10 protein-coding genes are annotated in these 12,683 nt (G+C 68.2%); 9 read left to right on the forward strand and 1 reads right to left on the reverse strand.

The window, feature by feature from the left end:
* The first annotated feature begins 77 nt into the window (after positions 1 to 77).
* From IPG50_21985 to IPG50_22015, 7 genes are read left to right on the forward strand one after another with little or no spacing between them, the layout of a single operon-like run.
* Complete coding sequence (locus IPG50_21985) at positions 78 to 1,445, forward strand: TolC family protein (GenBank protein ID MBK6694854.1); 1,368 nt, start codon at positions 78 to 80, stop codon at positions 1,443 to 1,445.
* Entirely contained in the window at positions 1,442 to 2,422 is a 981-nt protein-coding gene (locus IPG50_21990) for an HlyD family efflux transporter periplasmic adaptor subunit (protein MBK6694855.1), read from the forward strand. Before IPG50_21985 ends, IPG50_21990 begins: the two co-directional genes overlap by 4 nt.
* Entirely contained in the window at positions 2,419 to 5,229 is a 2,811-nt protein-coding gene (locus IPG50_21995; GenBank protein ID MBK6694856.1) for an ATP-binding cassette domain-containing protein, read from the forward strand. The genes IPG50_21990 and IPG50_21995 overlap by 4 nt, the downstream gene beginning before the upstream one ends.
* Complete coding sequence (locus tag IPG50_22000; protein MBK6694857.1) at positions 5,226 to 5,576, forward strand: hypothetical protein; 351 nt, start codon at positions 5,226 to 5,228, stop codon at positions 5,574 to 5,576. Before IPG50_21995 ends, IPG50_22000 begins: the two co-directional genes overlap by 4 nt.
* Positions 5,577 to 5,608: 32 nt before the next feature.
* A complete protein-coding gene (locus IPG50_22005) occupies positions 5,609 to 6,529 on the forward strand; it encodes a biotin/lipoyl-binding protein (GenBank protein MBK6694858.1) in 921 nt (306 codons plus the stop codon).
* Positions 6,530 to 6,565: 36 nt separating this feature from the next.
* Entirely contained in the window at positions 6,566 to 7,930 is a 1,365-nt protein-coding gene (locus IPG50_22010) for a protein kinase (protein MBK6694859.1), read from the forward strand.
* Between the two features lie 12 nt (positions 7,931 to 7,942).
* Complete coding sequence (locus tag IPG50_22015; protein ID MBK6694860.1) at positions 7,943 to 8,941, forward strand: PEGA domain-containing protein; 999 nt, start codon at positions 7,943 to 7,945, stop codon at positions 8,939 to 8,941.
* A gap of 1 nt (position 8,942) precedes the next feature.
* On the opposite strand, the gene IPG50_22020 is transcribed toward IPG50_22015, so the two are convergent.
* Positions 8,943 to 9,845 carry a hypothetical protein gene (locus tag IPG50_22020; protein ID MBK6694861.1) on the reverse strand — a complete coding sequence of 301 codons (903 nt, stop codon included), beginning with the start codon at positions 9,843 to 9,845 and terminating at the stop codon, positions 8,943 to 8,945.
* 55 nt (positions 9,846 to 9,900) lie between these two features.
* Here IPG50_22020 and IPG50_22025 point away from each other — a divergent pair, with 55 nt between their 5' ends.
* Both IPG50_22025 and IPG50_22030 read left to right on the forward strand, forming a co-directional pair.
* Entirely contained in the window at positions 9,901 to 11,337 is a 1,437-nt protein-coding gene (locus IPG50_22025) for a formylglycine-generating enzyme family protein (protein ID MBK6694862.1), read from the forward strand.
* Positions 11,334 to 12,674, forward strand: a complete 1,341-nt coding sequence (locus tag IPG50_22030) for an SUMF1/EgtB/PvdO family nonheme iron enzyme (protein MBK6694863.1) — start codon at positions 11,334 to 11,336, stop codon at positions 12,672 to 12,674. Before IPG50_22025 ends, IPG50_22030 begins: the two co-directional genes overlap by 4 nt.
* Positions 12,675 to 12,683 lie beyond the last annotated feature (9 nt).

Consider the following 12,683-nt stretch of genomic DNA (forward strand, 5'->3'; position numbering starts at 1 on the left):
TTCTCAGGTCCTTCTCGTGGGCCCTTCGTTTGCAGCAGTCGTGTGCAGTGTCTGCGAATTCAGCAAAATGGCTCGGCATGCTCGGAGCGCTCGCGGTGTGCGCGACCACGAGCGTTGCGCGCGCAGAGACGCTGACGTTGGCTCAGGCGATCGAGATGGGGCTCTCGAAATCGCCGACCCTCCGCGGGGCGCGCGCTCGAACCGCAAGTGCCGACGCAAGTGTGACGGCCGCTCAAGGAGGCTATTGGCCGCGCTTCGACGGTACGATCACAGCCGGAAGCGGCTCGTTTCAACCCATGGCGCAGGGCGTAGTCACCGACACGAAGGCCACGGGTTTCCCGACCCAAACGAGTCGCTCGGTCCAGTACACCTATGGCATTCGCGCCGAGGCCGGCCTCCGGTGGACACTTTGGGACTTCGGCAAGACCTCGAACAATGTAGGCGCATCGGAGGCAGGCCTCCGCGGAGCCGCGGCGAACGAAAAAGAGTCCGTGGCCCAGACCAGCGCACTAGTTGCTAACGCGTACCTCACGTTGTTTCATCAAGAGAAGTTGCTCGAAGTCGCCAAAGCCACGCTCTCGTCGCGTGAGGACCTCTTCAAGATCGCCAAGGGCCTCGTCAAGGCGGGCATCCAGCCCCCCGTCGAGGAGCTCCGGTCCGAGGCTCGCTTCGAAGGAGCCCAACGCGATTTCGCGCGCGCTCGCGCCGAGGCCGAGCAAGCGCGGATGAGCCTTGCGATCGTCCTCGGCCACGACACCCCGACCGCACTGCGGGTCGTGACCCCGAAGCTGCCTCGCATCTCCCTCGAGCTCAACGCGGCGATGAAGGAAGCGGAGAAGCGCCCCGCCATCACCGCCGCCGAACAGGCCTACGAGTTCAACAAGAGCCGGGCTGACGCGACGATCGCGCAATACTTCCCCACCCTCTCCGCGCAAGGAACGCTGGCCTACAGCTATTCGGCCAGCGATCCACCGAGTGGCACGAACGTTCGCTTGGACCAAACCACGGAGCTGCGCAGCGGCACGGGCTCGATTGTCCTCGGCGGTCCGCTCTGGGACCCGTCGCAGAGCGCCGCCGTAGACAAGGCTCGCGCCGACGCCGCTGCCGCCGAAGCGAGCATCGACGACACGAAGCGTGACGTGAAGTCAGAGGCCGCGCGGTCCGCGATTCAGGTCAAGCTGGGCCAGGCGCAGCTCGAGCACGCTCGGCTCGCCGAAGAACGCGCGGGCCAGGTGCGCATGGTCATCGAGGAGCGCTACAAGCGCGGCCTCTCAAACCCGCTCGAGCTCATCGACGCCGAAGACTCGGATCTTTCGGCGCGCATCTCGCGCATTCAAACGGAGCTCGACTATCAGCTCGCCATCGTGCGCCTCTGCGTCGCGACGGGCCGACCCATCGTCGACGACGCGGACAAGCCCTCCAAGAGCTCGAAGGATTCGCCATGAGCGGGGGCGGCGCCGGTGACATGTTTCGCGCCGAAGCCGTGGCGCACCACGTCCAGGGCGTCCAGGAAGGCGACATCCTTCGCTACGACCACACGTGGACGCGTCACGCGTACACGCTCGTGGTCATCGCGTGCCTCGTCGGCTTCGCCTTCATCAGCATCTTCAGCGTCGACGAGTGGGCCACCGGCACATGCGTCGTCCGCATCGACGGTCGGCAGGTGTTGACCGCGAAGAACCCCGCGACGGTGGACACCGTTGAGGGCCGCACGGGCCAGGCCGTTGAACCCGGCCAGGTCATCGTCATGATGAACGCGCAAGAAGAGGCGAAGGAGTACGCCAGCGCAACGAAAGAGTTCGAGCTCGCCCTGGTGCGCATGATGCGCGATCCGAACGACGGCGAAGCGAAGGCCAACCTCACGAGCCTGAGGGCGCGCCGCGAGAGTTCGAAGACGGTTTTCGACGCTCGCCGCATCGTCTCGCCCATCTCCGGGACCATCACGGATGTGCGCGTTCGTCCGGGCCAACGCGTCAACCCGGGCGATGTCCTCGCGACCGTCGCGCCGAAGTCCGGCGGCTCGCAAGCCTCGATCACGGCCATCGTGCCCGCCGACTACCGACCCATGCTGGAGCCGGGCCAGAAGATGCGCTTCGAACTCGACGGCTTCCGCTACATCTACGCCGACTTGAAGGTGGAGGAGATCTCCGCCGAGGCTGTGGGTCCCACCGAGGTCATGCGCATGCTCGGCCAAGAGAAGGCCGACTCCGTCGCCCAAGACCGCGGCGCGAAGGTCCTCGTGTCGGCGAAGCTTCCGTCGTCCACCTTCACGTCGGAAGGCCAGGCCTTTGGCTATTTCGACGGCCTCACCGGCACCGCCGAGATTCGCGTGCGCCGTGAGCCCATCTTGGTGCTCCTCATCCCGGCGCTCCGCGCGCTCCTCCCCAACGAGGCTCTCGTGAAAATGCCGGGTGCATCATGACCACCGCCCCGACCCCCGCGCCGGCGCCGGAACCGAAGCGCGCGGGCTTCGATCGCTTGAAGGATCTCCTCCCGGCGCTCGAACAGCTCGGCGTCGGCAAGAAGGCCGGCATTCCGATCATCCAGCAGACGGCCAGCACCGACTGCGGCGCCGCCTGCCTCGCCATGGTGCTCGGTTATTTCGGACGTCACGTGCCGCTGGAGGAGATTCGTAGCGGCATGGCCGTCGGGCGCGACGGCGTCAGCGCCCGCGCCATTCTCGAGTCTTCGGCGCGCTACGACTTGCGTGGCCGCGGCGTGCGCATCGAGGTGTCGGACTTCGCGCAGCTCGACCGCGCGTCGATCCTCCACTGGAACTTCTCGCACTTCGTCGTCTTCGACAAAGTCGACGAGCGCGGCATTCACATCGTCGATCCGGCGCTTGGCAAGCGCGTCGTGACGTCGGAAGAGGCTTCGCGCGCCTTCACCGGCGTGGCGTTGCTCTTCGAGAAGACCGACGTCTTCCAGCGCGTCGGCCAGCGCAACGTTTCGATGATGAAGCGTTACCGCGACATGATGAGCGGCAACGGCTCCGACGACGTCAAGCGCGTCGTCATCACGTCCGTCGTGCTCCAGTCGCTCGCGCTCACGCTGCCGCTCATCCACGGCCGCCTCGTCGACCGCGTTTTGCCGCGCAACGACAAGCACCTGATGTTCGTCCTCGTGATGGCCTTCTTCACGGCGAACATCTTCTATTTCCTCACGGCGATGACGCGAAGCCACATCTTCACGCACGTCCGCACGAAGTTCGACGCGAAGCTCACCTTGGGCTTCGTCGAACACATGCTCAAGCTGCCCTACGGGTTCTTCGAGCGCCGCCAGCCGGCCGACTTGCAGATGCGCATCACGAGCGTCGCGCAGATCCGCGAGTCGCTCACGGGCGCTGTCCTCTCGGGCATGGTCGACGGCACGCTCGTCATCGGCCACCTCATCTTCCTCCTCCTCATGAGCGTCAAGATGGCGCTCGTGGCGTCGGCCGTCGTGGCGGTGCAGGCGACGGTCTACATCGTTCTTCGCAACAAGATGCTCGAGCTCTCGGCCGGCACCATTGCCAAGCAGACGGAGTCGGCCCACGCGCTCCAAGAGCTCCTCAACGGCATGGAGTGCCTCAAGGCGAGCGGCATTGAGCACGTCGCGGCTCGCCGCTGGGCCGGCGAATACATTGACCTCTTGAACATCAACCTCCGCCGCGGCGGCGTCAGCAACCTGTCCGACGCGCTCCTCGGCACGATGCGCGTCACGGGCCCGACGCTCCTCCTGTTGGTCGGCGTTCACGAAGTCACGACGGGCGCCCTGAGCCTCGGCGCGATGCTCTCGGCCAACGCCTTCGCCGTGGGCTTCATCCAGCCGGTCATGAACCTCGTCGGCACGCTGAACAACCTTCAGATGGTGAAGGCCCAGTTCTCGCGCATCGACGACGTCTTGGAGACCCCGCCGGAGCAAGACGGCGCGGCCCGCATGGCGCCGAAGCTCAAGGGCGAGATCATCCTCGATCGCGTCAGCTTCAAGTACGTGGCGAACCAGCCGCCGGTCGTCAAGCAGGTCTCGGTGCACATCAAGCCCGGCGAGTGCATCGCCATCGTCGGCCGCTCGGGCTCCGGCAAGACGACGCTCGGACGCCTCCTCTTGGGTCTCTATCCGCCCAGCGAGGGCGGCGTTCGCTACGACGGCATTCCCATTCAGCAGCTCGATCTGCGCACCATTCGCCGTCAACTCGGCGTCGTCATGCAGCGGCCGCACATCTTCGGCACCTCGATTCGGGCCAACATCGCCCTCGCCGATCCGTCAATCCCGCTCGACAAGGTGCAGACGGCGGCGGGCCGCGCCTGCATCGACAAAGACATCGCGCGCATGCCGCTCGGCTTCGACACGCCCGTCGTGGCCGGCGGCGCTTCGCTCTCGGGCGGTCAAAGACAACGCCTCGCGCTCGCGCGCGCGCTCGTCGCCGATCCGGTCATTCTCTTCCTCGACGAAGCCACGAGCGCCCTCGACGCGACCACGGAGCAAGAGGTGCAAGCGCAGCTCGACAAGCTCACATGCACGCGGGTCGTCATCGCTCACCGCCTCAGCACCATCAAGAACGCCGACCGCATCCTCGTGATGGAAGACGGCGTCTTGGTCGAGATGGGCAAGCACGACGAGCTCGTCCAGAAGCGCGGCGCCTACGCGCGCCTCGTCGCGGCGCAAATGGGCGAGCAGGCTCTCAAGGGTCCTGCTCCGGCGGGGCAGCCGGCGCAAGGCTCGCTGCCGCCGGGGGCGCCGCAGGGCGCGATGGCCCCGCAAGGCGCGCCTAAGGGCTCGCAAGCGCCAGGGCCGCAAGGCGCGCGTCCGTCGATGCCGGCGCAAGCGGGCGCGCCGCCCAACCCGCAACAGGCCGCGGCGCAGCAGCAGGCCCAACAGCAAGCCCAGCAGCAGGCAGCCGCCGCTCAAGCGGCGCTCGCCCAGATGAACCCGGCGCAGCGGCAGCTCGTGGGGCAAGCGCAAGCGCACATGCAGCAGCTCGAAGCGCAGCTCGTGGCGCAGATGCAAGCGCAGCTTCAGACGGTTCCGCCGGAGCAGCAGGCGCAGGCACGAGCGCAGTTCCAGCAACAGGCGCAGGCGCAGCTTCGCGCAGCGGCGCAGCAGGTGCACGGCCAGCTTCAGCAGGCCCTCGCGCAAGCCGCCGACCCGTCGCCTCAGCAGCAGCAGCAGCAGCAGCAGCAGCAGCAGCAAAGGGAGCGCAAGAGCGCGCGCTCGCCCAGGCTCAAATGGAAGCGCAGCAGCGCATGAGCAGCCGGCCGCCGACGCCGAGTGCGCCGCCGCAGGGCGCGATGCCCGGTGCTGTCATCGGCTCGCGGCCGCCGCCGTCGCTTCACTTTGGCGACGAGCACGCGACCCTCGCGCGCGGGCCCAAGCCGCCGTTGCCGCCGCCCCGCGGCAGCACGCCGCCGGGCCAAAGCCGCGCGCCCACCGGAGCGCAGACGACGGCGGGCCGCGACGTGCGCCCACCGGCGCTCCGCGCCATCGGCGGCGGTGCCACGCCCGATGGCGGAGGGGCGCAGTTTGAGGCGGCCGACGATGCGCCGACGCTCAGCGAGAAACAGTTCGAGAACCTCTGGAGGTCGTCGGCCGGATGAAACATTCCACTCTTCTCAAGTTGGTCGGAATCGTGGCGACCGTTCTTGGGGCGCCGCTGCTCGGCGTCTTGATGACGCCCAAACGCGAGAACGTCGCGAAGGCCGAGGAGGCGCAGACGGAAGCGGTGACGTCGGCGACGGCGGCGGCCAAGCCCATTCCCACCAGCGATTTCGTCGGCGTGCTGCTTTCGCAGCAGATGGCCACCATCTCGTCGTACGCCGACAGCCGCGTGATGTCGCTTGAGGTCAAAGTCGGTCAGCGCATCCACAAGGGACAGAAGCTCGTCGTCCTCGACCCTCGCTCGACGCAGCAAGAGCTCGAAGGCGCCAAGGGCGCGCTCGCCGCCGCCGGCGGCCAGGCCGGCGCCGCGGCCGCCGAGGCCCGCTTCGCGAGCCAACGGGCCAACCGAAGAAACGAGACCATCGACCTCGGCGGCGGACGAAAGATGTCCCTCGTCTCCGGCGAAGATCAGGGCCAGGCGCTCTCCGACCGCGCCGCCGCAGCGGGACGTGCAGCCTCCGCGGCAGGCTCGATGGCGCAGGCGCGCGCACGGATCAAGCAGCTCGAGCTCGCCCTCGAGAACATGGAGCCGATGGCGCCCTTCGACGGCGTCGTGCAGCAGATCATGGTCGAGACCGGAACGACGATTCACAACGGCCAGCCGCTCGTTCGGCTCGTCGGTGGCCAAGGGCTGCGCGCAAAGATCGCGATCCCGGAGGAGGCCGCTGGCGTTTGGCAAGGCCGTCGACGCGCGCAGCTCGACGTCGACATTCAAGGCCAGACGCGCACATTTTGGGCGGTCATCGATCAGGTGGCCCCGGAGGTTGAACCGGCCTCACGCTCCTTCTTCATTGAGGGACCAGTACCGGTGACGCCAGAAATGTGCGGCGGCGATTGCGTGATGCTCGGTGGGCGACCTGTGAAAGCGAGCCTCATTTCCGACAAGGAGTGAGCCCGCGCGCCGCCACGTGCGATACTCCATGTCGCCGTGACGACCCGCGAAGCAGGCGCCCTGGTGGCAGGACGGTACCGGCTCGAGCGACCGCTCGGCGCCGGTGGGATGGGCGAGGTGTGGGTCGCGACGAACATCGTGACGTCGGGCCGCGTCGCCTTGAAGTTCTTGAAGCCCGAATACGCCAAGGTGCCCGATCTGCGGCTGCGCTTTGTGCGTGAGGCGCGCGCCGCGAGCGCCGTGAGTCACCCGAACATCGTCACGGTTCACGATGTGCTCGACCTCGACAGCGAGTCGCCAGTGATGGTCATGGAGCTGCTGCAGGGCGAGGCCCTGAGCGAGCGACTCGCGCGCGAGCGAGCGTTGACGCTCGGCGAGGTCGCTCGCCTGCTCGTGCCCGCGCTCCACGGACTTCAGGCGGCCCATCGGGCCGGGATCGTTCATCGCGACCTCAAGCCCGACAATCTCTTCATCGTGCGGCATCCCGACGGGACCGAACAGACCAAGGTGCTCGACTTCGGCATCGCGAAGATGGTCGCCGCCGGCGAAGAGGACGTGGGAGGCGCGCTGACCAAGACGGGCGCCATGATGGGAACGCCCTATTACATGTCGCCGGAGCAGGCCTTCGGCGAAAAGAGCATCGACCATCGCTCGGACGTTTGGTCGATGGGCATCATCTTCTACCAGTGCTTGACGGGCATCCTGCCTACGGAAGCGGGCAATTTTGGCCAGATCGTGAAGATCATCACGATGCTGGGCATTCCTCCCATCGGCGAGCGCGCGCCGTCGTTGCCGTCTGACGTCGCCTCCGTCATCACGCGTATGTTGTCGCGCCTTGCCGCTGACAGGCCCGCCGATCTCGCGGACGTGGCCGCCATCCTGCAACCCTACGGCTCGGGAAGCGTCGCCGACACCAAGTACGTCGTCGCCGTCGCGGGAAAGATGCCCTCGTCGGGGCAAGGTCGGGCGCTGACGGCGCCGAGCTCCAACGGCATGGCGGCGTCCCTCGTCGAGCCGCCCCTCGTCTCACGACGGTGGGCCTGGTGGTTGATGGGGGGCGTGGCCACGCTTAGCGCGGTCACGCTGGCTGTCCAGCAGCGCGGCGCCACGACGACCAGCCCCCTGCAGCCGCCCGCAAGCACGGCGCAAGTGATGGCCGCTCCACCGGAAGCGAAGACCATCATGCCGCTTGCGGAACTCGCTGAGCGAGACGCGAGCGCGCCCGATACCGGTGCAACGACGACGCGCTTGCCGGTTAAGCTCGTGGCCAAACCGGAGGCGACGCTCGCGTCACCGGTTCGACCGCAGGCATCGAACGCGCCCTCGCCGAAGGCAGCAGAGGGTGCGACGCCCGCTGGGAGCGGACGCGTGTCCGACCGCCTCGCGCCAGCGCCCTTCTGATACCTTTGCCCCGTGCGCGTCGCCACCGGCCTCTTCGTGTTAGCCATGACGCTCGCGGTGACGGGCGCCTCGGCGCAAGACGACGACAAGAAGACGCAGGCGCGCACCGAGTTTCAGCGCGGCAGCGAGCTCGCGAAGGCGGAGTCTTGGGCGGACGCACTCGCGGCGTTCCAGCACTCGCACGAGCTCTTGGCGCACCCAAGCACGCTCTTCAACATCGGCATGTGCGAGCGCGTCCTCGGTCGCTTCACGCGAGCGCGCGAGAACATGAAGCGCGCCCTTGCCGACGCGTCGCTACCGGCGTCCCTGGCCGAGGAGGCGCGCACCTATCTCGCGGAGATCGAGCGCCTCTTGGCGCACGTCGAGGTCGAGCTGTCGCCGGCCGAGGCCGGCATCGCCGTCGATGGGAGGCCGCTCTTTACGGAGACAAGCGCGGCGGGCGGGAGCGCGCCGGTGCTCATCGCTGGCCTTCGGCCGGCGGCGCCCGGCGAGTCTGCCCCTAGCAGCTCGTTTGAGCTCGTCGCCGACCCAGGGACGCGCGTCATTGTCCTGTCTCGCAAGGGCTTCCGAGACATCGTTCGGCAGGAGCGCCTAGCGCCGGGCGCGCGGACGAAGCTGAAGCTGGAGCTCGAACGTCTGCCCGCCACCTTGCGCATCGAGGCCAACGTCGGTGCGGCGACCGTTCGCGTCAACGACGTCGATGTCGGCGCCGCGCCGCTTGAGGTCTCGCGCCCGGCTGGCATCTACCGCGTCGTCGTTCACAAGCCCGGGTTCGTGCCCCACGAGATGAACGTGACCGTCGGCCCCGGCGACGAGGCGAAGGTTGATGCCTCGCTCGCGGAAGAGCGCGTCCCGGTCACGAAGCGGTGGTGGTTCTGGGCCGGCGCGGCGGGCGTTCTGGCCGGCGGCGCCGCCCTAACGTACGCCCTCACGAGGCCAGAGCCCTCCCCTCCTCCCTACAACGGCGGCAGCACCGGTTGGGTCGTCGGTGGGCAATCGCTGCGCTGGTAGCTCAGAAGCCGCAGGCGTCGCGGCAGCGAGCCTGCTGGCAGAGTGAAAAGACTCCGTATTCGGGCAGCCTGGTCGATGCCTCGTTGCACTTCTCGCTGCACGACTCGTTGCCCTTGCAGTCGAGGCTACAGGCATCGGCGCGGGCGACCTCCGGCAAGGCGTGCCATGTTGCGAACTCGTCACCGCAGCGGTCAAACCAACACGCGACGCAAGGGTCCAGACGGCTCGGATCGTCGAGGCAATCGCGCGCGCAAGAGACGTTGACGCACGCCAGGTATTCGCCGTAACGCGGGATGCCGGCGGGAATGCGATCAAAACACGATGTGAAGGTGTTCTCGTCGCAGTACGTGCACCCGAGCATCGACTTGCAGGCGACGTCATTCTCACAGGCTCTTCGACTCTCGCAGCAACGTGAAACCATGCACGCGCGACAGCGAACGCGCCCTGGTGTCTCCGTCGGTGGCGCGGTGCAAGAAGCCCGGTCCACGCGGTAGAAGTCATCGACCCCGGAGCAGGCGTCGTCGAGCAAGGGATGGGCGCTCTTGCCCGACGGGCAACCGTTGCAGCTGCTCCGCGCCGAGGCGCGACAGCGAGAAAGATCCGCCGCCGCGCTCTCTGCCGCCGAGCCTTTGGGCTGGGGACATGTGTCGGCGCAGGCTCCGCCGTCTTCGCAGGACCGCGAGGCGCAGCGGTCCCACGCGGCGCACGTCGGCTCAGCGTTGCATCGCGAGGTGGCGAAGGCACAGCTTGCGGCGAGGCACGTGCCGCACGCGTCGAGAGGCGCCGCGCTCGCGTCGTCGCGATCGAGTGCGCCGGAGGGGTCACCGGTCGTGCGAGCGCAGGCCGTGGCCACGCCCATGAGCGCCGCGACCACCGCGAGGCCGCGACCCCGCCACGAGGGCATCGGACGAAACGAGGGGCCTACCATCGCCGAGAAAGACTGGTATCACATCGAGTCGATGAGGGCTTTCCGGCGCGCTGGAAGTTTCGCGCTCCTCGCCCTCGCGGGGGGCGCGTGTTCCGACGATGCGCCACCCCGCGCCCAGTGGCTGCTGGTCCTTGATACGACGGCTCCGCTCGTCGACGACCTTCGTCGCGACGCGACCTTGTCGGCGGACTTGGCCGTCGACACCTTGCGCATCGACATCTTGGCCGCACGCCGCGATGGGCCGGCGGAGGTCACCGAGAGCCGCGTGATCGTCGCGCCAAGTCCCGAGAGCTTTCCCCTATCGCTCGGCATCGTGCCCGACGCCGACCACGGTGCATTGGTGCGCGTTCGCCTCTTCCGTGGCGCGCTCGCAGCGACGGGCCGTGGCCCCGCCGGCGAGACGGTGACGGACCCCTTTCCCGAAACGACGATCGATCGCCTGGTGCACCTCGGCTCCGCCACTGGCGTGCCCGTCGCGAAGGTGGTGCTCGACGCCGATTGTCTCGGTGTTCCGTCGAGCTTCGGCGAGGTTCGTCGCACTTGTCTCGACGGGGGAACGCGGAGCGGGGACCCCGCCGACGGCATTGTCGTCACAGCCGATGCGCCGCAAGCTCGGTTCGCGAGCGTGGTGCCCTTCGCCAGGGCCGCGCCTTGCGGTGGCGCGGCCCCCAAGGGCGCGGTGTGCGTCCCCGGTGGATTTACCGTCCTCGGGGACCGACGCCTCGAAGGCTTCTCCGAGGGCGGCATGGTCCCGCTTCGGCCGGTGCTCCTGAGCCCGTTCTTCCTCGACGAAACGGAGTTTACCGTCGGACGTTTTCGGGCGCTCGTGGCGAGCGGCAAACTAAAGACTGCGCCGCCCAAGACGCGGCTCAGTACGGACATTTTTCGTGCAGATTGCACATGGACGGGCGCGGCCGACGGCAGCGCCGACGCGCTTCCGCTCAACTGCATCTCGGTGGCCTCGGCGGAGGCTGCCTGCGCCGCCGAAGGCGGCACCTTGCCCTCGGAGGCCGAGTGGGAGCACGCAGCTCGCGGGCGCGGAGAGCGGCGCAGCTATCCGTGGGGCGAGGAAGCTCCTTCTTGCTGCACGGCGAGCGTTTCGCGAGAAAACCCGGTTACAACCCTCGTGTTGTGCAAAGGACGAGGCCCAGAAGCGGCGGGGTCGCATCGGCCGACGGCGGGGTGCCCGGGCGGCGGTGATCTGTCGCGGGACGGGGTCTCCGACTTGGGCGGGAGCCTCGCGGAGGTGCTGCGCGACAAGTTCCGCCCCTACGAGAGCAATTGCCTCGGCCCCAGCGGAATCGCGCGCGATCCCGTCTGCGCAGATCCGGCTGCGCCCTTCCGCGTTCGCCGCGGCGGGGAGTGGTCGGCCGGGACGCTGATCGCCATGAGCGCGCTCCGTCACGCGACGGTCGGGGACGGCGACAACGTGACGGGCTTTCGATGCCGCTATCCGGGGACGCCATGACTGCCGCACGCATCGGCGCGGGCTTCATGCTCATCGCCTTAGGCGCCTGCGCCGTCGACGAGCCGGCTCGTAGTCAGTGGCGGGTGGCTGTATCGACGGACGCGCCCGTCCCGTTGTTGGCCGATCGCCTGCTCGTAGAGGTCTTGGACGACAAGGGTTCGCTCGCGTGCTCCGCATGCTCGCGGCTCTTCGGCGTAGCGCGCGAGACAACCTGGCCCGTCTCGTTTGGCGTCGTTCCCACGGGGCGAGAGCGCTTCGTCCGCGCGAGGCTCTACCGAGGCGCGCGCATCGGCGCGAACGGACTCCCGGAAGGGGCGATGCTCATCGACGGCCTTGGCGCGCTCGAGGCCCCACACGGCGTCACCGACGTCGCGCTACGACTCTCGATGCTGTGTTTTGGTCATGCGGCGGAGCCTACTCGCCCGGCAGCGTGCGATCCGGCGACCGGTGCGACGACGCCGCCGCTCACGCTCAAGGGCGACGCGCCACTCGAGGTAGGCCAGGCGGCGATCGCTGTGGAGTCGGAGTGCGATGGGGTCCCGAGCGGCATGGCCTGCGTGAAGGGCGGGGTGTTCGTCCTCGGCGATTCGCGCACCGTTGGGAGCGTCGCGCCAACGACGCCCGAGCGCTTGGTGCGCATCGATGCGTTCGCGATGGACAAGGACGAGATGACGGTCCGTGAGGCGCGTTCGCTGCTCGCAAAGGTGGGCGGCGACGACCGGCCCGGCCGTCGCGGCGAAAACGTGTGCACGTTCACCACCGAGCCCAGCGACAACGACGAGCTCCCCCTCAATTGCGTCAGTCACGCGCTCGCAGGCGCGCTCTGCAACGCTCTAGGCAAGCGCCTACCCACGGAGGCTGAGTGGGAATACGCGGCCGGCAGTCGTGGCGAAGAGCGCGAAACCCCGTGGGGCGACATTGGCAGTGCGTGTTTCGATGCCGTCCTCGCGCGCGGGCGCTCTCCCGCAGAAGGCGGGCCAAATCAGACTGACTCGACGTCGTGCCGCGTCGTACCTGGCGAGCCCACGCGCCCCTTCGGACCTGTACGAGGCGGCAGCGCGGGCGACGTGACGCGAGAGGGCCTTCGAAACCTTGGGGGCAACCTCACCGAGTGGGTCAGTGGCGCGCCAGCCCCCTACGACGACGCCTGCTTCGGGCCAGCGGGTGCGCTGACGAACCCCGAGTGCAAGGCGCGCGATGAACAGAGGCTCGTCCGCGGCGGCCACTGGGCTCTTGCGCCGACGTTCTCCGCCACGACCTTCCGCGGAGTCCAACGCCGTGGCCTCGGAGACAGCTTCACCGGCGTGCGATGCGTCATGCCGTTCGGACGGAAGTAGGAGCCGGGG

It is taken from the genome of Myxococcales bacterium, assembly GCA_016703425.1.
Taxonomy (GTDB): domain Bacteria; phylum Myxococcota_A; class Polyangia; order Polyangiales; family Polyangiaceae; genus JADJCA01.